The 19397-nt window shown below is 70.6% G+C and carries 15 protein-coding genes; 7 read left to right on the top strand and 8 right to left on the bottom strand.

The window, feature by feature from the left end; translation table 11 throughout:
* Positions 1-9 precede the first annotated feature (9 nt).
* The gene (locus tag SMIR_RS16510; RefSeq protein ID WP_168494128.1) at positions 10-1209 is read left to right on the top strand and encodes a MarP family serine protease; all 1200 of its coding nucleotides are present in this window, start codon (positions 10-12) and stop codon (positions 1207-1209) included.
* A 34-nt stretch (positions 1210-1243) separates the two neighbouring features.
* On the opposite strand, the gene SMIR_RS43500 is transcribed toward SMIR_RS16510, so the two are convergent.
* The 6 genes from SMIR_RS43500 to SMIR_RS16485 all read right to left on the bottom strand — a co-directional run bounded on the left by SMIR_RS43500 (position 1244) and on the right by SMIR_RS16485 (position 10177).
* Entirely contained in the window at positions 1244-1423 is a 180-nt protein-coding gene (locus SMIR_RS43500; protein ID WP_075033566.1) for a hypothetical protein, read from the bottom strand.
* Positions 1424-1573: 150 nt separating this feature from the next.
* Complete coding sequence (locus SMIR_RS16505) at positions 1574-2524, bottom strand: alpha/beta fold hydrolase (RefSeq protein ID WP_067373876.1); 951 nt, start codon at positions 2522-2524, stop codon at positions 1574-1576.
* Complete coding sequence (locus tag SMIR_RS16500; RefSeq protein WP_212727163.1) at positions 2521-2997, bottom strand: phage holin family protein; 477 nt, start codon at positions 2995-2997, stop codon at positions 2521-2523. The genes SMIR_RS16505 and SMIR_RS16500 overlap by 4 nt, the downstream gene beginning before the upstream one ends.
* 176 nt (positions 2998-3173) lie before the next feature.
* A complete protein-coding gene (gene nhaA, locus SMIR_RS16495) occupies positions 3174-4571 on the bottom strand; it encodes a Na+/H+ antiporter NhaA (protein ID WP_168494132.1) in 1398 nt (465 codons plus the stop codon).
* 793 nt (positions 4572-5364) lie between these two features.
* On the bottom strand, positions 5365-7365 hold the full coding sequence (gene acs / locus SMIR_RS16490) for an acetate--CoA ligase (RefSeq protein WP_168494134.1): 2001 nt from the start codon (positions 7363-7365) through the stop codon (positions 5365-5367).
* 397 nt (positions 7366-7762) lie between these two features.
* Positions 7763-10177: a bifunctional SulP family inorganic anion transporter/carbonic anhydrase gene (locus tag SMIR_RS16485; RefSeq protein ID WP_168494136.1), complete on the bottom strand. Its 2415-nt coding sequence runs from the start codon at positions 10175-10177 to the stop codon at positions 7763-7765.
* A gap of 334 nt (positions 10178-10511) precedes the next feature.
* On the opposite strand from SMIR_RS16485, the gene SMIR_RS16480 reads away from it, so the two are divergent.
* On the top strand, positions 10512-11783 hold the full coding sequence (locus tag SMIR_RS16480; protein ID WP_168494138.1) for a polysaccharide deacetylase family protein: 1272 nt from the start codon (positions 10512-10514) through the stop codon (positions 11781-11783).
* On the opposite strand, the gene SMIR_RS16475 is transcribed toward SMIR_RS16480, so the two are convergent.
* Complete coding sequence (locus tag SMIR_RS16475) at positions 11773-12753, bottom strand: ATP-binding protein (protein WP_168494140.1); 981 nt, start codon at positions 12751-12753, stop codon at positions 11773-11775. The genes SMIR_RS16480 and SMIR_RS16475 overlap by 11 nt on opposite strands.
* A gap of 101 nt (positions 12754-12854) precedes the next feature.
* Here SMIR_RS16475 and SMIR_RS16470 point away from each other — a divergent pair, with 101 nt between their 5' ends.
* Positions 12855-13679 (top strand): Fic family protein, encoded by an 825-nt coding sequence (locus tag SMIR_RS16470; protein ID WP_168494142.1) that lies wholly within the window; start codon positions 12855-12857, stop codon positions 13677-13679.
* A 359-nt stretch (positions 13680-14038) separates the two neighbouring features.
* On the opposite strand, the gene SMIR_RS16465 is transcribed toward SMIR_RS16470, so the two are convergent.
* Complete coding sequence (locus tag SMIR_RS16465; protein ID WP_168494144.1) at positions 14039-14872, bottom strand: HAD family hydrolase; 834 nt, start codon at positions 14870-14872, stop codon at positions 14039-14041.
* A 587-nt stretch (positions 14873-15459) separates the two neighbouring features.
* On the opposite strand from SMIR_RS16465, the gene ssd reads away from it, so the two are divergent.
* From ssd to SMIR_RS16445, 4 genes are read left to right on the top strand one after another with little or no spacing between them, the layout of a single operon-like run.
* Complete coding sequence (gene ssd / locus SMIR_RS16460) at positions 15460-16554, top strand: septum site-determining protein Ssd (protein WP_168494146.1); 1095 nt, start codon at positions 15460-15462, stop codon at positions 16552-16554.
* Positions 16551-17747, top strand: coding sequence for a TadA family conjugal transfer-associated ATPase (locus SMIR_RS16455; protein ID WP_212727162.1), 1197 nt, complete (start codon positions 16551-16553; stop codon positions 17745-17747). The genes ssd and SMIR_RS16455 overlap by 4 nt, the downstream gene beginning before the upstream one ends.
* Positions 17744-18613 carry a type II secretion system F family protein gene (locus tag SMIR_RS16450; RefSeq protein WP_168494150.1) on the top strand — a complete coding sequence of 290 codons (870 nt, stop codon included), beginning with the start codon at positions 17744-17746 and terminating at the stop codon, positions 18611-18613. Before SMIR_RS16455 ends, SMIR_RS16450 begins: the two co-directional genes overlap by 4 nt.
* Complete coding sequence (locus SMIR_RS16445) at positions 18610-19389, top strand: type II secretion system F family protein (RefSeq protein WP_212727161.1); 780 nt, start codon at positions 18610-18612, stop codon at positions 19387-19389. The genes SMIR_RS16450 and SMIR_RS16445 overlap by 4 nt, the downstream gene beginning before the upstream one ends.
* Positions 19390-19397: the final 8 nt, after the last annotated feature.

Here is a 19397-nt window from a genome sequence, read left to right as displayed (position 1 = left end):
GTGGCCCCCGTGAACGTGCTGGACATCCTGTTGCTGGTCGCCGCCGTGTGGTTCGCGATCGTGGGCTACCGCCAGGGCTTCGTCGTCGGCATCCTGTCGGTGATCGGGTTCCTGGGCGGCGGCCTCGTCGCCGTCTATCTGCTCCCCGTCGTCTGGGGTGCCCTGACCGACGACACCAAGGTGAGTACGACCGCCGCCGTGGTCGCTGTGATCGTCGTGATCGTCTGCGCCTCCGTCGGCCAGGCCCTCACCACCCACCTCGGCAACAAACTGCGCCGGTACATCACCTGGTCCCCGGCCCGCGCCCTGGACGCGACCGGCGGCGCCCTCGTCAACGTCGTCGCGATGCTCCTGGTCGCCTGGCTGATCGGCTCGGCCCTCGCGGGCACGACGCTGCCGACGCTCGGCAAGGAGGTCCGCGGCTCCAAGGTGCTCCACAGCGTCTCCAGCGCCCTGCCCTCCCAGGCCGACACCTGGTTCGCCGACTTCTCCTCGGTCCTCGCGCAGAACGGCTTCCCGCAGGTCTTCAGCCCGTTCGCCAACGAACCCATCACCGACGTCCGGCCCCCCGACCCGGCGCTCGCGAACAGCCCCGTCGCCACCCGCGCCCAGAAGTCCATCGTCAAGGTGATGGGTACCGCGCAGAGCTGCGGCAAGGTCCTCGAGGGCAGCGGCTTCGTCTTCGGCGACCGCCGCGTGATGACCAACGCGCACGTGGTCGGCGGGGTCGACGAGCCCACCGTCCAGATCGGCGGCGAGGGCAGGAAGTACGACGCCAAGGTCGTCCTGTACGACTGGGAGCGCGACATCGCCGTTCTCGACGTACCGAACCTGCGCGCGCCCGCCCTCCAGTTCACGGGCAAGGACGCGACCAGCGGCAACAACGCGATCGTCGCCGGCTTCCCGCAGAACGGCGCGTACAACGTCCAGCCCGCGCGCGTGCGTGGCCGCATCACGGCCAACGGCCCGGACATCTACCACCGCGGAACCGTGCGCCGCGACGTCTACTCGCTCTACGCGACCGTGCGCCAGGGCAACTCCGGCGGCCCGCTGCTCACGCCCGACGGCAAGGTGTACGGAGTGGTCTTCGCGAAGTCCCTCGACGACGCCAACACCGGGTACGCGCTCACCGCGGACGAGGTCCAGCCGGACGCCACCAAGGGCCGTACGGCCGATCAGCAGGTGGACAGCGACAGCTGCGCGCTCTGAGAGCGAAGGGTGACGGGCGGCGGTGCGCGGGGGCTCAGCCTCGTGGGTGACGCAGCCGTACCGAAACCCAGCGGGCCCGGCGGCGCAAAATGCGCGGGATCCCCACTTGGGGGTCCGCGCCCGGCAACTGCGGGGTGCCCCTCTGATGGGAGCTCAGGCCCGTCGCCGAGCGGCGGTTGCGTGGTGCGTCACTGTAGTCGTGCGTCCAGCCCATACCCCGACGTGTGCCCCTGCCCCAAGGTCGATAACCGCGCCCGAGCCCCCCAATTGGCCTATGCGCGAGGCATTTGGCTGTTCGTAGGACAGGCGTTCCCGTCCGCATACCGGGCGGGCCACGGGCCGCAATCGGACAGTCACCGACGGGTCACCGGTCGGGCTCGGGATCCTTCAGCCAGTTGACCAATTCGGTCGAAAACGCCACGGGGTCCTCTTCGTGGGGGAAGTGTCCGAGACCGTCGAACAGCCGCCAACGGTACGGCGCTTCGACGTACTCCCCGGAACCGGCCGCGCTCCGCGTCCGCATCACCGGATCGAGCGATCCGTGCAGATGCAGCGTCGGCACCCGAACCGGCCGCTTCATGCGCCGGTTGAACTGGATCCCGTCCGGTCGTGCCATCGAACGGACCATCCACCGATAGGGCTCGATCGAACAATGCGCCGTCGACGGGATGCACATGGCGCGACGGTATGTCTCCACGGCCTCGTCGTCCGGCTGTCGCGGCCCCGACCAGTCCCGCACCAGACGACCCACCAGGGCGCCTTCGTCGGCGACGAGTTGGCGTTCCGGGATCCAGGGCCGCTGGAACCCCCAGATGTACGAACCCGCGGCCGACTGCTTGACGTCGGAGAGCATGGCCGAGCGCCAGCGGCGCGGATGCGGCATGGACGACACGGCGAGCCGGCGGACGAGCTTGGGGCGCATCACGGCCGCCGTCCACGCCAGATAGCCGCCCAGGTCGTGTCCGACCAGCGCGGCGTCGGGCTCCCCGAGGGACCGTACGACCCCGGTGATGTCGAGCGCGAGGTTGGCGGGGTCGTAACCGCGCGGCGTGCGGTCGCTGCCGCCGACGCCGCGCAGATCCATGGCCACGGCCCGGAAGCCCGCGTCCGCGAGCGCCACCATCTGCCGGCGCCAGGTCCACCAGAACTGCGGGAAGCCGTGCAGCAGCAGGACGAGCGGCCCGTCGCCCATCTCGGCGATGTGGAAGCGCGCGCCGTTGGCGGCGACGTCCCGGTGGGTCACTTCTCTCCCGCCGGGGACGTCGAGCCGCACGACTGAGGTGGGTTGCGCCGAAGGGGTGGCGGGGTCCGTCATGACGTCGAGCGTGCCACAACCTCGACCGCGTCACTTACAGGGACGGTCCGGGGATGCGGTTTGGCGTTCTGGAGCACACCTGCGGTCTCCTTGACCGAGGCGGCGACCCTTTGCGGTCCCTTGCCCTTCGTCGCCTTCTTTGCGAAGGTCAGACCGATCAGCGCGAGGACGGCGGCGACCAGGACGTTCGCGGCGAACGACAGGACGAAGCAGATCGCGAGATTCCAGTGGCTCCAGGTCCGGATGCCGTACGCCAGGGCGAAGTTCAGCATCGGGAGGGAGAAGATCAGCACCGCTCCGGCCGCGGAGAACGCGCCACCGCTGACCGCGCCGCGCTTGACGTCCTGCTTGAGCTGCGCCTTCGCCAGCGCGATCTCGTCGTGCACCAGTGCGGACATCTCGGTCGTCGCCGAGGCGAACAACTGGCCGATGCTGCGTTCGGCGCCGACCGGGCTGCCGTCGGGTGCGCTCATCGCGGACTCCCTCTTCTGTATGTGCCTGATCTGTACGGGCTGATCTCTACGGTCTGGCTGCCAACGGTGCCGGCACGGCCCTGGCTGCTCCAGCGTCCGTACCGTCCACTGCCGACCGTCCGGTCCTGACTGTCCGGTCCTGACTGTCCGGTTCTGACCATCCGGTTCTGCTCAGATCATGCCGGACCGTCGTTCTCCTCGCTTGCCCCGCCCGCCACTTCGGCAAGCCTTCGGTGCTCGGCGGCCTTCCGTTCGTGGATCTCGGCCATCCGTAGGTGGTACGCCGGGTTGTTCTGCTCGTAGATGTCGGGGATGCCGTCGCTGTCCTCGTCGAGCTCCTCGGCCTCGTACAGCGCACGGTACTTGGCGTTGCGTACCTTCAGCAGCGTCGTGGCGAGTACGGCGGCTATGAGCGAGCCGATCAGTACGGCGGCCTTGACCTCGTCGGTGAGTACCGGCTCGTTCTTGAAGGCGAGTTCGCCGATGAGGAGCGAGACGGTGAAGCCGATTCCGGCGAGGGAGGCGACGGCGAAGACGTCGGGCCAGACGAGATCCTCACTGAGCGAGGCCCTGGTGAACCGGGCCGCCAGCCAGGTCCCCCCGAAAATGCCCACGGCCTTCCCGACGACGAGCCCCAGCACGACACCGAGCGTCTCGGGCCGGGTGAACACGTCACCGATCGCCCCGCCGGAGACGACGACCCCGGCGCTGAAGAGCGCGAACAGCGGCACGGCGAGCCCGGCGGAAAGGGGCCGGACGAGATGCTCGATGTGCTCCCCGGGTGAGTGCTCCTCGCCCTCCTGCCGGTGGCAGCGCAGCATCAGCCCCATCGCGACGCCGGAGATGGTGGCGTGGACGCCGCTGTTGTACATCAGCCCCCAGATGACGAGCGCGAGCGGCACATACACGTACCACCCGCGTACGCCCTTGCGCAGCAGTACCCAGAACACGCCGAGCCCGACGACGGCCCCGCCCAGCGCGCCGAAGTCGATGTGGTCGGTGAAGAAGATCGCGATGATGAGAATCGCGAACAGGTCGTCTACGACGGCGAGGGTGAGCAGGAAGGCGCGCAGGGAGGACGGCAGGGAGGTGCCGATCACGGCGAGTACGGCGAGGGCGAAGGCGATGTCGGTGGCGGTGGGTACGGCCCACCCACCGAGGGATCCGCCCCCGATCACATTGGTGAGGGTGTAGGCCAGTGCGGGCACGGCCATTCCGCACACGGCCGCGACGACGGGCAGTATCGCGGCCTTCGGATCGCGCAGATCCCCCGCCACCAGCTCGCGCTTGAGTTCGATACCGGCGACGAAGAAGAACACGGCCAGAAGTCCGTCCGCCGCCCAGTGCTGAACGGACAGGTTCAGCCCGAGCGCGGAGGGCCCGAGATGGAAGTGGCTGACGGCGGCGTAACTGTCCCGCGCTGGCGTGTTGGCCCACACCAGCGCGGCAACCGCCGCGACGAGCAGCAGCACCCCACCGACGGTCTCGGTCCGCAACGCCTCCGCGACGAAGTTCCGCTCGGGCAGGGAGAGGCGCCCGAGGAGCTTGCGGTTGTTGGCACTGGGCGTGGCCACGGCGGGACCTCCGGGTCGTTACGGCTGCTTGCTGACGGCCGCCACACGGGATCGCTGACGACACCGCCGACCAGACTTCCCGGCACACCCTGAGGTCACTACTTTACCTTGCCATTACAGCGAGATATTTCGCATTGCGAACATATGGCGTGCAAGGGGGATGGGCGCCCGCGTGGACGTGCGGGGCGTGCCTCGGCACCAACGAAGGCTGGACACAACGGGGGCTGGACATGATGGCCCACGGTCATGCCGCACGGACCTGTGAGAGCCCGCCCGGGACACGGCGTACAGGGAGCGAGCCCACGGCCGGGTAATGGACGTGCGAGGCCCAGAGGGGCGGGGAGGCCGGAGCGGTGATAGCCCGACTCGGCGGAGACCTCACGAGCTCCCAGGCCCAGCACGACCCCAGGAGGAGACCCCCAGCGTGCTGCCACAGGGCCGCGCCACAGCGCTGCACGCCTCGCAGCCGCAGCGAACACGGCCGGGGCCCGGGCTGTACCGCCCGACGCCAGGCCCCGGCGGGGTCGCGCAAGCCCGGGGTGGTCAGCGGGATGGGGTACCCGCCGGGGGCAGGGGCGGAGCCCTGCGTGGGGTGAGGGCGGAAGTCCCTCAACGTTAGGAGTGACGGGGCGAGTGTCACGCCGCCGGGGGTGCGGGTGTGTGGCCCCGCGTCGGGTGCGCGCGCGGGTTCAGCGATGGTGGGGGTGCCGTGGAGCGGAGCCCCGCGAGGTTGGGGGTGTGGGGGCACATGGTGCCCCCACACCCAAAAGGGGCGGGTGGGTGGGGGAAACCCTCAGTCCTCGCTCGGCGCCGCCGGCAGCTTCGCCTGGATGAGATCCATCACCGTGGAGTCCGTCAACGTCGTGACATCCCCCAGCTCCCGGTTCTCCGCCACGTCACGCAACAACCGCCGCATGATCTTCCCGGACCGAGTCTTGGGAAGCTCGGCCACCGGCAACACCCGCTTCGGTTTGGCGATCGGCCCCAGCGTCGCCCCTACGTGATTCCGCAGATCCGACACCAGCCCGGCATCCTCCGCGGAAGCGGTCCCCCGCAGAATCACGAACGCGACAATCGCCTGTCCCGTCGTCTCGTCCGCCGCACCGACCACCGCCGCCTCGGCGACCGAGGGATGCGAGACGAGCGCCGACTCGACCTCGGTCGTCGAGATGTTGTGCCCGGACACGAGCATCACGTCGTCGACCCGCCCGAGGAGCCAGATGTCCCCGTCCTCGTCCTTCTTCGCCCCGTCCCCGGCGAAGTACTTCCCCTCGAACCGCGACCAGTACGTGTCGAGGAACCGCTGGTCGTCGCCCCAGATCGTGCGCAGCATCGAGGGCCACGGCTCGGTGAGCACCAGGTACCCGCCACCCCCGTTGGGAACCTCCCGCGCCTCGTCGTCGACCACGGTCGCCGAGATCCCCGGCAACGGCCGCTGCGCCGACCCCGGCTTGGTCTCGGTGACCCCCGGCAGCGGCGAGATCATCATCGCGCCGGTCTCGGTCTGCCACCACGTGTCCACGATGGGCGTCCGGTCGCCGCCGATGTGCTTGCGGTACCAGACCCACGCCTCGGGGTTGATCGGCTCACCCACGGACCCCAGCACCCGCAGGCTGCTGAGATCGAACTTCGCGGGGATGTCGTCCCCCCACTTCATGAACGTACGGATAGCGGTGGGCGCCGTGTAGAGAATCGTCACCCCGTACTTCTGCACGATCTCCCAGAACCGCCCCTGGTGCGGCGTGTCCGGCGTCCCCTCGTACATCACCTGCGTCGCACCGTTCGAAAGCGGCCCGTACGTGATGTACGAGTGCCCGGTGACCCAGCCGATGTCGGCCGTGCACCAGTACACGTCGGTCTCCGGCTTGAGGTCGAAGACGGCGTGGTGGGTGTACGAGGCCTGCGTGAGGTACCCGCCCGAGGTGTGCAGGATGCCCTTCGGCTTCCCCGTGGTCCCGGAGGTGTAGAGGATGAACAGCGGCTGCTCGGCGTCGAACGCCTCCGGAGTGTGCTCGGCCGACTGCCGCTCGACGATCTCGTGCCACCACACGTCGCGGCCCTCGGTCCAGTCGACCTCCTGCCCGGTGCGCCGCACCACCAGCACCTTGTCGACCCCGTCGACCCGGCTCACCGCGTCGTCGACGGCCGGCTTGAGCGCGGACGGCTTGCCGCGTCGGTAACCGCCGTCGGAGGTGATGACCAGCTTGGCGTCCGCGTCCTGGATGCGCGTGGCGATCGCGTCCGCGGAGAATCCGCCGAAGACGACCGAATGCGCCGCGCCGATCCGTGCACACGCCAGCATCGCGACGACGGCCTCGGGGATCATCGGCAGATAGACGGCGACCCGGTCGCCCTTCCCGACGCCCAGCTCGATCAGTGCGTTGGCGGCCTTGCTCACCTCGTCCTTGAGCTCGGCGTAGGTGATCGCCCGGCTGTCACCCGGCTCGCCCTCGAAGTGGATGGCGACCCGGTCGCCGTTCCCGGCCTCTACATGCCGGTCGACGCAGTTGTACGCGACGTTCAGCTTCCCGTCGGCGAACCACTTCGCGAACGGAGGGTTCGACCAGTCCAGCGTTTCGGTCGGCTCGGTGGCCCAGGTCAGCCGGCGGGCCTGCTCGGCCCAGAAGCCGAGCCTGTCAGCCTTGGCCTGCTCATACGCCTCCGCGGTGACATTGGCGTTCGCCGCCAGGTCGGCGGGCGGCGCGAACCTGCGCTCTTCCTTCAGCAGGTTGGCCAGGCTTTCGTTGCTCACGACATCTCCCTTTCCCAGGGTGTCCGTTGTGTCCCAGGCCACAGCTCATCAGACCGGGGGCCTCGATGACAAGGGCCGATCTCAAATTGGTTTAGACCTATCGAGAAGCTGAGGTCCCTTCAGAAGCACGCACCAGGCACGCATGGGGTACGCACTCCGAGCCACGTACGGACAGGCATACGGGTTCACCCGCCAACCATTCCCGCGACCGCCCCCCACGTGGACGCCGTGACACATGCGACGTCCGGGCGTGTCGCGGCCCCCACGCCCGGCCCCCACGCCCGGCCCTCACGACGCCCGGCCCTCACGCCCGGTCCGCACATCCGGCCCACGTAAGGGCGTCCCGCGCCTATATACCCGCCGCATCCATACGCACGGCGTGGTGCGCGCCCCACCAGCCGGCGCCGCGCACCACGCCGAGGTCACACGGGTGGCGAGGTCAGGCGGGGTGCCGCAGATCCTCCGCCGCCCCCACATGATCGAACAGCTCGCCGTCGTCGCGTTCGACCAGCAGATACGCCTGCGCCTCCCCGACGTGGAAGTACATCCCGTGCAGCTCGAGCGCACCCTCCCGCAGGGCCCGAGCCACGGACTCGTGCGCCCGCAGATGGTCCAACTGCTGCACCACGTTGGTCAGGCACAGCTGCTCCACCGCGTCGGCCGGCGCCCGCCCGGCCAGCCGGGCCCAGGGGCGGTTCTTGGCGGCCACCCGCTCCAGACTCGGCAGCCCGTGCCGCAGCCAACGTTTGAGTGGGGTCTGAGCCCCACCGGGCTCCGCGTTCAACAGGGCCTGCATGGCCCCGCACCCGGAGTGCCCGCACACCGTGATGGATCGCACATGCAGTACGTCCACCGCGTACTCGATCGCCGCGGCCACCGAATCGTCCCCGCTCTCCTCCCCGGGTCTCGGCACGAGGTTGCCCACGTTGCGTACGACGAACAGGTCGCCCGGACCACTGGAGGTGATCATCGACGTGACAAGCCGAGAGTCGGCACAGGTCAGGAACAGCTGCGACGGTCGCTGCCCTTCCCGCGCCAGCCGTGCCAGCTCACCCCGCACCAGGGGCGCGGTGTTGCGCTGGAACGCGCTGATCCCGCGCGCCAGCTGACTCCCGCTCTGCCCGCTCCGGCCATCGCGCCCGGTGGCACCGGACGCACCGTCCGGCCCCTCCGGCCCGTCTGCTGGGCCCGCCCCACCCGACCGGTCGCCGGCGGATGCGGGCTGCGGACCGGAGGAGGGTTCGCAGTGGTGGTTGCGCCATGGCGTCCAGGGGCGGCAGCGGCAGTGGGAGGGGCCTGCGGGCTCGGCGATCCGAGTGCCGGTCCGCCCGGTCAATTCGACCGTGCCGCCTCCCGCGACATGCGCGTTCTGCCAGTCCTGCAGGGACTCGTATGCCGCGTGGTCCATGAACGATCCGTCCAACTCCAGGACCACATGCGCTTCTTGGGGTACCAGGTGCAGGGCGCGGCTGAGCCGGGGCACCGCGAGGAACGTCAACTGCCCTCGTACTCGTACGTGATGGACTCCTCCTCTCTCGTCATGCGTGATGCGGGTGCGGGCGAGGCGGTGCAGGGCGACGGCGACGGCCACGGAGACCCCCAGCGCCACGCCCTCGAGAACACCGAGGCACACGACGCCGAGCGTGGTGACGACGTACACCAGCACTTCGCGGTGGCGGGTGACCGTGCGGATGTGGTGGAGGGACACCATCTGGATGCCGACGGCCATCACCAGGGCGGCGAGCGATGCGAGGGGGATCAGCTCCAGGATCGGGACCATCAGCAGCGCGGCAACTACTACGAAAACGCCGTGCAACATCGTGGAGTTCCGGCTCACGGCACCGGCTTGCACATTCGCCGAACTGCGCACGGCGACCCCGGCGACGGGCAGCCCACCGAGCGCGCCGGAGACGACATTGGCGGCGCCCTGACCGAGCAACTCCCGGTTCAGGTCGGAGCGACCCACCCGGGCTTGCTGCGCGGGTCGTCCCGCCACCAGCTTGTCCACGGCCACGGCGCCGAGCAGCGACTGCACACTGCACACCAGCGTGACGGTGAGGACGGCGGCGGCGATCCCGAGCACCGGCCCCTCGGGCAGCCCGGCCAGCGCGTGGCTGCTCCAGGACGGCAGGTCGACCTTGGGCAGGACCAGCCCGGTGAGTGAGGCGGTCAGGGTGGCCCCCGCGACGGCGACCAGCGCGGCCGGCACGGTGCGCAGGGCGTTCCCGACCCGTCCGGGAATCCGTGGCCAGGCGAAGAGGAGCGTCAGTGTCAGCGCGCTCATCGAGACCGCCGCGGGGTGAACGCGCGCCAACTGGGCGGGTAGCGCGCGCAGGTTGTCGAGCACGGAGCTCTGCGGGGTGCCGCCGAGCACGATGTGCAGCTGGGCGACGGCGATGGTCACACCGATGCCCGCCAGCATGCCGTGCACGATCGCGGGGCTGACGGCGAGCGCCGTGCGGGCCACGCGCAGGCACCCAAGGCCCAGCTGGGCGACTCCGGCGAGGACGGTGATGGCGCAGGTCGTACGCCATCCGTAGCGGTGGATGAGCTCGGCGGTGACGACCGTGAGCCCGGCGGCGGGCCCGCTCACCTGGAGCGGTGAGCCGCCGAGCCGCGCGGCGACGAGTCCGCCCACGGCGGCGGCGACGAGCCCCGACTGGAGCGGCGCGCCGGTGGCGAGGGCGATGCCGAGGGACAGGGGCAGGGCGATCAGGAAGACCGCGATCGAGGCCGACAGATCGGCGCCCGCGATGCGGAATCGGCGGGGCGGGGTCGGCGGGGGGCTGTGGGGTTGGTGGATGCGCCTGGGCCGAGTCGAGTCGGCGGCGCGGGTGGGGACGCAGGCAGACATTCCCGTCTCCTCCGGGGCAGCGCGGTCGCGGAACAGGTGATCCCCGTCCAGGGAGGACGGGGGCAGATCGCGGCCGTGGGTCACGGCGTGCAGTGGCGGGACTTTCAACGCTCGGTAAATAGATCGTAATCCAGAGTAAAGCTCTCATGCGGACTTTAGTAGCAAATGGGGCATTTATTCACCCTCGTGGGTGAACCGAGCTTTTTATCGGCTTGTCGTATTTATTCGGTCTCGGCCTCGTGCGACCTTGACGACGCTGTCGGCATTTAGCCGGACAACACCCTAGAACGCCCGAAGCGGCGTTGCTCTGACAGAAGGAAGAAGGTGGGCGGAAATGGCCGCCACCCAGAGGATCGCCGCGGGCGTAGCAGTCGCCGCGGCCTGCGCCACGGCGCTCGCCGGTTGCGCCACCGGCACCACCGGTTCCAAGGAAGGCGCGCACGGCGCGAACGAGGCCGCGGGGGCCCCGGCGCCCCAGAGCGTGGTCCGCCTGATCGGCGACGGCTCCACCGCGTACACCGGAGCGCAGCCGCATCTGCCCAAGCCCGAGCGGCTGAAGCCCGGTCAGAAGCCCCCGCAGTTCGTGGTCTTCTCGTGGGACGGCGCCGGCGAGGACAGCCAGAAGCTCTTCTCGCACTTCCGCAAGGTCGCCAAGGACAACGGGGCGACGATGACGTACTTTCTGAGCGGTGTGTACCTGCTGCCGGAGGACAAGCGCGAGCTGTACAAGCCGCCGGAGCACTCGCCGGGCAGCTCGGAGATCGGCTTCAACGACGAGAAGGGCATCAAGGACACCGTCGAGCAGCTACGTGGTGCGTGGCTGGAGGGCAACGAGATCGGCACGCACTTCAACGGCCACTTCTGTGGTGCGGGAGGCGGTGTCGGCGAGTGGTCGGTCGCGGAGTGGAAGAGCGAGATCGCCCAGGCGAAGGCGTTCGTGAAGTCCTGGAAGACCAACGCGGGCATGAAGAACGCGGCTCCGCTGCCCTTCGACTACGACAAGGAGCTCATCGGCGCCCGTACGCCCTGCCTGGAGGGCCAGAAGAACTTCATGAAGGCGGCCCGGCAGCTGGGCTTCCGCTATGACACCAGCGGCGTCAACAACCAGCTCTGGCCCAAGAAGAAGAACGGCCTGTGGGATCTGTCGATGCAGTTGGTCCCCTTTCCCGGGCACACCTACGAGCAGCTCACCATGGACTACAACTTCATGGTCAACCAGTCGGGCACGCAGACCCAGGGCGACCCCAGCAAGCAGGAGTACTGGGGCAACCAGATGCGTGACGGCCTGCTCAAGGGCTTCGACCGCGCCTACGACGGCAACCGCGCGCCGCTGATCATCGGCAACCACTTCGAGTCCTGGAACGGCGGCACCTACATGCGTGCCATCGACCAGGTCGTGGAGAACGTCTGCAACAAGCCCGACGTCCGCTGCGTCTCCTTCCGGCAACTCGCCGACTGGCTCGACGCCCAGGACCCGACCACGCTGGACAGGCTGCGCGGCCTCACCGTCGGAGAGGCCCCGAAGCAGGGCTGGGCGTCCTTCCTGTCGGGCCGCCCCGCCCCGGTCCCGAAGGGCATCCCCGGGGCGCCGGCCCTCAAGCCGTAGCCACCAGTCCCTCTCCCAGTACGAAACCGGGGTCGACCTGCGCCGCCAGGTCGGCCCCGGTCCTCTCGTTGCCCCAACTGCCCGCGTTCTTCAGGTGGAAGTGCACCATCTGGCGCGTGTAGCGCTCCCAGTCCCGCAGCTCGTACGTGGCGTCGGCGGCGGTCTGCAAGGTGCGCAGGGAGCGGCGGTTGGCGTCCTCCAGGAGCTCGAACCGAGGTGGGCGGCCCTTCTCCATGGCGCGCACCCAGTCCGAGTGCCCGACTGTGACCAGGAGGTCGTCACCGACCTCGGCACGGAGGAAGTCGATGTCGTCCTGGCCCTGCACCTTGTTGCCGACGACCTTCAGGATGACTCCGAAGTCGCGGGCGTACTCCTTGTACTGCCGATAGACGGAGACCCCCTTCCGGGTCGGCTCGGCGACGAGGAACGTGATGTCGAAGCGGGTGAACATGCCGGACGCGAAGGAGTCGGAGCCCGCCGTCATGTCGACGACGACGTACTCGCTCTGGCCGTCGACGAGATGGTTCAGGCAGAGCTCCACTGCACCGGTCTTGGAGTGGTAGCAGGCCACTCCCAAATCGGCCTCGCTGAACGGGCCGGTGACCATCAAACGGACGGCGCCGCCGTCGAGTTCCACCGGCCGCGCACAGGCGTCGTACACCGGATTGTTCTCGCGCACCCGCAGCAGTCGGGACCCCTCACCGGGCGGGGTCGTCTTGATCATCGTCTCCGCGGACGTGATCCGCGGATTGGAGCCGCGCAGGTAGTCCTTGATCAGCTGCAGCCGCGGGCCCATGGCGGGCAGCCCGGCGGCCACCGCCTCGTCGAGGCCGAGGGCGGGCCCCAAGTGCTGGTTGATGTCGGCGTCCACCGCGACGACCGGCGATCCCGAGGCCGCGAGGTGGCGGATGAAGAGGGAGGACAGGGTCGTCTTGCCGCTGCCGCCCTTCCCTACGAAAGCAATTTTCATGTTCACCAAGGGTAGTGGGATGATTGCGCACAGTGCCCCGGTGACGTGAAGAAGACCACTCCTTCGTGGGGCGGGCCGCCGGGGTGCGTAGGGTCGTACTCATGAGTACGACAGGCGCGACCGCCGATCCGCTCGCGGCCCTGGGCTCGCTGCCCGGCGTGGCCGAATCCGTCGAGTCCGTCCGCAAGGCAGTGGACCGGGTCTACGGACACCGGATCATGCGGCGCCGCAGCAACGAGATCACTTCCGAGGCCGCACTGCGGGGCGCCCGTGGTTCCGCGGCGCTGTCCGGCGCCGACTGGGCCCTCGAAGAGGTGCGCCGGCGCACCGACTTCAGCGGTGACGGCGAGGCCCAGACGGTCGGCGCGGCTCTTCGGCTGACCGCCGAGGCGGGCCAATTGCTGTCCATCTGGCGGCAGTCGCCCCTCCGGGTGCTGGCCCGGCTGCACCTCGTCGCCGCCGCGGACCAGGGGGACACCGTCGGCAGGCCCCGTCAGGACGGCGAACCGGTCGACGAGCCGCTCGTCGAGCTGCCCCTGCCCGACGCGACCGAGGTGGCCGGCCGACTCGAAGGGCTCTCGCAGCTGATCATCGCGGGTGGTTCGGCCCCGGCGCTGGTGACGGCTGCCGTCGTGCACGGCGAGCTGCTCGCCCTGCGCCCCTTCGGGACCCACAACGGCCTGGTCGCACGCGCGGCCGAGCGCATCGTCCTGGTCGGCAGCGGCCTCGACCCCAAATCCGTCTGCCCGGCGGAGGTCGGTCACGCCGAGCTGGGCCGCGCGGCCTATCTGGCGGCCCTGGAAGGCTATGTCTCCGGCACCCCGCGGGGCATGGCGACCTGGATCGCCCACTGCGGAAGGGCGATCGAACTGGGAGCCAGGGAGTCGACAGCCGTCTGCGAGGCGCTTCAGCGCGGCGCGGCGTAAGTCTTCGGACAGGGTTGCGGCGGTACGAGTTTTCGTACCGCCGCTGGCATGCTCACCGGGTTACCAAGCGTCCTCGATATGTTGCCCATCAGGTCGGGAACTCCTGCCCGTCACCTGGTGTGGCTGGCCCGTAATCGACGGGTCGACGTCGCGTGGGTGCTCGATGTCCATGCGCGGTCCGTGGGGCCTTCGGTTGCGTTTGAAGGTGATCCTTTCGGATGTCCTTGGTCTCGCGGGCCGTTAACCCCTTTCTACTCCTGGTCCAGAGGAAGCGGAACCCCTGACTGCACTTCTTTACTTTTAGGTTCAAATGGCACTGAATCGGACGTAAATGTGCCGCACGCACACGCGTGACGCGCTCACGCCACCGTCGCGCGCCGCTTGCTCGCGTACCAGACGAGTCCCGCCGTGGCCGCCGCCGCTCCTATCGCGGCCGCCGCGACGAGCGCTGGACGCGGCGGTACCGACAGCGCGGGCAGCCGCTGCTTGAGCCGGACCGGCCGGTGGAAGTCCAGAATCGGCCACGAGCGGGCAAGCGCCTCGCGTCGCAGCGCACGGTCCGGATTCACCGCATGGGGATGGCCGACGGCCTCCAGCATCGGAACATCGGTCGCGGAGTCGCTGTAGGCGTAGCAGCGCGCGAGGTCGTACCCCTCGGACGCGGCCAGCTCCTTGACCGCCTCGGCTTTCGTCGGCCCGTACGCGTAGTACTCCACCTCTCCGGTGAAGCAGCCGTCCTCGCCGACGACCATGCGTGTGGCCACCACTCGGTCCGCGCCGAGCAGCTCTCCGATCGGCTCGACCACTTCTGCCCCGGACGTGGAGACGATCACGACGTCCCGCCCGGCGGTGTGGTGCTCCTCGATGAGGGAGGCGGCCTCGTCGTAAATGATCGGGTCGATCAGGTCGTGCAGCGTCTCGGCGACGATCTCCTTGACCTGCTGGACGTTCCAGCCGCGGCACAGCGCGGACAGGTATGCGCGCATCCGCTCCATCTGATCGTGGTCCGCGCCGCCCGCCATGAACACGAACTGGGCATATGCGGTGCGCAACACGGCCCTTCGGTTGATCAGCCCGCCTTGGTAGAACGACTTGCTGAACGTGAGCGTGCTCGACTTCGCAATGACCGTCTTGTCCAGGTCAAAGAAGGCTGCCGTGCGAGGCAAGGAGTGGTTTTCCACGAGCCCGAGCATATGCGCCCACCATTCGGGCTAGTGTGGGGCGCGTGGGTTTGCCTGAGAGGGCTCTCGGGTACACCATGGAAGTCACGGATCGTTCGCGACCGTGCTAACCCGGTCCGACTCCTCCCCCCCCGAGTCGGCCGTGGGGACGACCCCCGCTCTCCCCCCCGGCGGGGGTCGTCGCATGTCCGGATGGGTTTTTCCCCTCTTTCGCGCGACCCCGGGACTCCGCTGTGGCCGCCCCCTCTGCATGCCTATGATTCGTCACTCTGCGTATCTGTGAGGCTGCTCTGTGGAAGTCACAGGCGGCTCACCGGTATGGGTGAAGGCGATATTCACAACCACTGAGTTGTCCACAGTTATCGACCAAGATCCACACGATTTTCTGGATCGCTGCACCGTGATTCCAGCGCGTCCCGCTCGCGGCGAGTTCCTCGCGGCAAGTTCATGGCCGGTTCCGTTTGTCGGACGCGTTTGGCCGGTTCGTAACGGCCGTTCATATGGAGGCCGCTTGCCGGTTCTTCACACGAGCGGGAATCGCGGGTCCGCAGAGGACCTTGCGAGCTCCGCGCAAGGAGCAGCGAAGGGGGCTGGAGATCGTGGTGGGAGCCATCACACACGACCTGCCGCCCGCCGCCGACGGGCGGCAGGGCGGACCATTGATCGTCACGGAGGACGCCGAACTCCTCGACGACCTGCTGCGCCTGTGCGCCGCGGCGGGCGCGAGGCCGGAGGTCCACCACGGGGTGCCCGAGGGGCGCGGCAGCTGGGAGGCGGCACCGCTCGTCCTGGTCGGCGACGACGCGGCGCGGCGCGTGCGCGGAGCGGCGCGCCGACGCGGAGTGGTGCTGGTCGGCCGGGACCAGGACGACTCCGGCGTCTGGAAACGGGCTGTCGAGATCGGAGCCGACCACGTCCTGATGCTTCCGGACGGCGAGCAGTGGCTCGTCGACCGCATCGCCGACGTGGCCGAGGGAGTCGGCCGCCCCGCGCTCACCGTCGGCGTGATCGGCGGCCGCGGCGGGGCCGGAGCCTCCACGCTGGCCTGCGCGCTCGCCGTCACCTCTGCGCGCGAGGGACGCCGCACCCTGCTCGTGGACGCGGATCCTCTGGGTGGCGGACTCGACGTACTCCTGGGCGGAGAGGCCACCGAAGGCCTGCGATGGCCGGCGTTCGCCGCCTCCCGCGGCAGGGTCGGCGGCGGCGCCCTGGAGGAGTCCCTTCCCGCACTGCACGCGCTGCGCGTCCTCAGCTGGGACCGCGGCGACTGCGTCGCCATCCCGGCGCAGGCCGTCCGCGCGGTCCTGGCCGCCGCCAGACGGCGCGGCGGCACCGTGGTCGTCGACCTGCCCCGCCGCGTCGACGAAGGCGTCGCGGAAGCCCTCGCCCAGCTCGACCTCGGGCTGCTGGTGGTCCCCGCCGATTTGCGCGCCGTCGCGGCGGCCAAACGGGTGGCGTCCGTGGTCGGCATGGTCCTGCACGACCTGCGTGTCGCGGTCCGCGGCCCCTACGCGCCGGGTCTCGACGACCGAGAAGTGGCCCGCCTGCTCGGACTGCCGCTGGTCGGCGAGGTGCCCGCGGAATCCATGCCGCCAGACACCGGTGTGCCGCCCGGGGGAGCGTCGCGGGGGCCGCTCGCCCGGTTCTGCACGGCCTTCTGGGCTCGGGTTCCGGTGGAAGGCGGGGGCGTATGAGCTGGGAGGCGGGCACGGGCACGGGGACCGGCACGGGACTGCTGGACGGCGTACGGCAGTGGCTCGCCGAGAGCGGGTCGGAGCCGACTCCCGCGCGCGTGGCACAGGCCCTGCGCGAGCAGGGGCGAGTGCTCGGAGACGCCGAAGTCCTCGGCGCGGCCGAGCGGTTGCGCTCCGAGCTGGTCGGCAGTGGGCCGCTGGAGCCGCTGCTCGCCGACCCGTCGGTGACCGACGTCCTGGTGTCCGCGCCGGACCGGGTGTGGGTGGACCGGGGCGGTGGCCTGGAACTGACGAGCGTCTCCTTTCCGGACGCGGCGGCCGTACGACGCCTCGCGCAGCGCCTCGCGGCCGTGGCCGGGCGAAGGCTCGACGACGCCCGGCCCTGGGTCGATGCCCGGCTTCCGGACGGCACCCGACTGCACGCGGTACTGCCCCCGGTGGCCGTCGGCTCCACCTGCCTGTCGCTGCGGGTCGTACGGCCGCGCGCGTTCACCCTCGACGAGTTGGTGGCTGCGGGGACAGTCCCGCCCGGCGGGGACCGGGTGCTCAGAGCCCTGCTGGACGCCCGGCTGTCGTTCCTGATCAGCGGCGGCACCGGAAGCGGCAAGACGACCCTGCTGAGCGCGCTGCTGGGGCTGGTCGGCGCCGGGGAGCGGATCGTGCTGGCCGAGGACTCGGCGGAGCTGCGGCCCGACCATCCCCATGTGGTGCGCCTGGAGGGGCGGCCCGCCAATCATGAGGGCGTCGGACTCGTGGCGCTGCAGGACCTGGTCCGTCAGGCCCTGCGCATGCGACCGGACCGACTGGTGGTCGGCGAGGTGCGCGGACCGGAGGTCGTGTCGCTCCTGGCGGCGCTCAACACCGGCCACGAGGGCGGCTGCGGAACGGTGCACGCGAATGCTGCGGCGCAGGTACCGGCCCGTCTGGAGGCCCTGGGCACGGCGGCAGGGCTCGACAGAGCGGCGCTGCACAGTCAGTTGGCGGCGGCGCTGTCCGTGGTCCTGCATCTCGTACGGGACCGGGCCGGGCGGCGGCGGATCGCCGAGGTGCATGTCCTGGAGCGCGACGCGACGGGGCTGGTGGTGACGGTGCCCGCGCTGCGGTGGGGCGCGGAGGCGTTCGCGTACGAGCGGGGGTGGGAGCGGCTGCGGGGGCTGCTCCGGGACGGGACCGAGGGGAGTGGGCTGCGATGACGGGGGTCGGTGACATCTCGGTGGGCGCGGCCATGGCGTGTGCCGGGGCGGCGGCCTGGTTGATGGGCGGGTGGGACGCGGGCGCGCGCAGGGCGCGGCTGCTGTGCGCTGCTGGCGGGGTGGTGGCCACCGGACCGCCGGCGTGGGAGCGGGCGCGGGCCGAGTGGCGGCGGCTGCGCGGGCGGCTGCGTCCCGAAGGGTGGTCGCTGGTCGCCGGGTTGGTGATCGCGGTACTGGGTGCGTCCGTGCTGCCGCTGTTCCTCGGGGCGGCCGGGATGCCGCTGCTCCGCCGAGTACGGCGGGCCGGGGAGGCGCGGCGCGCGGGGGAGCAGCGGGGTGAGGCGGTGATCGCCCTGTGCGGGGCGCTGGCCGGCGAGGTGCGGGCCGGGCATCAGCCGGGCGAGGCACTGCGGAGAGCCGCGCGCGACTCGGGCGGGCTCGGCGAGGCCCAGGCGGTGGTGCTGGCGGCGGCGCGGTTCGGCGGTGATGTGCCGGGTGCGCTCACCGACGCGGCACGGCAGCCGGGGGCCGACGGGCTGGTGGGGCTCGCCGCGTGTTGGCGGGTGGCGGTGGACCGGGGCGCGGGCCTGGCGGCGGGACTCGACCGCCTGGAAGGGGCTCTGTGTGCGGAGCGGGACCAACGGGCCGACCTGAGAGCCCAATTGGCGGGATCGCGATCCACGGCGGTGATGCTCGCGGGACTGCCCGTTATGGGCCTTCTGCTCGGCACCGCGCTGGGCGCCGATCCGCTGCACGTGCTGCTGCACAGCGGGCCGGGCCTGGGCTGTCTGGTGGTCGGAGGGGTGCTGGAGGGCGTGGGGCTGTGGTGGGCGCTGCGCATCGTGAGGGGAGCGGAGGCGGCATGAACACGGAAGTTGTCCACAGGCTGGGGGCGCTTGTGTGCGGGGCGCTCGCGCTGGGGTGGCTGCCCCGGGCGCTCGGTGCGGCGCGGCGTGAGCGACGGGCGCGCAGAAGGCTGACCGACCTGCTGGCCCTGGAGAGGACACCCGTGAAGCGGCACTTCGCGGTCCGGGACATCGTGCGGCGGTGGCTGCCGGTGGCGGGCGCGGTGTGCGCCGGCTGGGTGCTGGTCGGCGGTCTTGCCGGGGTTGTGGTGGGGCTGCTGGCCGGGTTCGGGACCTGGCGGTGGCGGCAGCGCAGACCGGGGCCGGTGGAGGAGTTCGACGCGGAACTGGCTGCCCGGCAACTCCCCCTGGCGGCAGACCTGGTCGCGGCCTGTATCGCGGCGGGGGCGGACCCCGTGGTCGCGGCGCAGGCGGTGGGCGAGGCCCTGGGCGGACCGGTGGGGGAGCGGCTCGCGCGGGGCGCGGCGGAGCTACGGCTCGGGGGCGAACCGGCCGAGGCGTGGCGGAGGTTGGCGTCGCTCCCGGGCGCGGGGGCGCTGGCGCGGCTGCTGGAACGGGCGGGCGAGTCGGGCGTACCGGCAGCCGTGCCGGTCGGGCGGCTCGCCATGGAGGCCCGCGCCGAGCGGGGCCGCACCGCGACGGCGCGGGCGCGTCGGGCAGCCGTCATGGTCACCGCGCCCGTGGGGCTGTGCTTTCTTCCCGCGTTCCTCGCGATGGGCGTCCTGCCCGTGGTGATCGGGTTGGCGGACGGGGTGCTGGGAGGGGGTGGCGGATGACGGGCTAC

It is taken from the genome of Streptomyces mirabilis, from assembly GCF_018310535.1.
GTDB lineage: Bacteria > Actinomycetota > Actinomycetes > Streptomycetales > Streptomycetaceae > Streptomyces.
Note: the sequence above shows the minus strand (reverse complement) of the source record. Positions and strands in the feature narration are given on the sequence as shown.

Coding starts and splice junctions, on each gene's coding strand:
- SMIR_RS16500 (WP_212727163.1), bottom strand. CDS start 2,997: ATGAGCGCACCCGACGGCAGCCCGGTCGGCGCCGAACGCAGCATCGGC.
- SMIR_RS16455 (WP_212727162.1), top strand. CDS start 16,551: ATGAGCTGGGAGGCGGGCACGGGCACGGGGACCGGCACGGGACTGCTG.
- SMIR_RS16475 (WP_168494140.1), bottom strand. CDS start 12,753: ATGAAAATTGCTTTCGTAGGGAAGGGCGGCAGCGGCAAGACGACCCTG.
- SMIR_RS16470 (WP_168494142.1), top strand. CDS start 12,855: ATGAGTACGACAGGCGCGACCGCCGATCCGCTCGCGGCCCTGGGCTCG.
- SMIR_RS16450 (WP_168494150.1), top strand. CDS start 17,744: ATGACGGGGGTCGGTGACATCTCGGTGGGCGCGGCCATGGCGTGTGCC.
- SMIR_RS16505 (WP_067373876.1), bottom strand. CDS start 2,524: ATGACGGACCCCGCCACCCCTTCGGCGCAACCCACCTCAGTCGTGCGG.
- SMIR_RS16445 (WP_212727161.1), top strand. CDS start 18,610: ATGAACACGGAAGTTGTCCACAGGCTGGGGGCGCTTGTGTGCGGGGCG.
- SMIR_RS16465 (WP_168494144.1), bottom strand. CDS start 14,872: ATGCTCGGGCTCGTGGAAAACCACTCCTTGCCTCGCACGGCAGCCTTC.
- SMIR_RS16480 (WP_168494138.1), top strand. CDS start 10,512: ATGGCCGCCACCCAGAGGATCGCCGCGGGCGTAGCAGTCGCCGCGGCC.
- SMIR_RS43500 (WP_075033566.1), bottom strand. CDS start 1,423: ATGGGCTGGACGCACGACTACAGTGACGCACCACGCAACCGCCGCTCG.
- SMIR_RS16485 (WP_168494136.1), bottom strand. CDS start 10,177: ATGTCTGCCTGCGTCCCCACCCGCGCCGCCGACTCGACTCGGCCCAGG.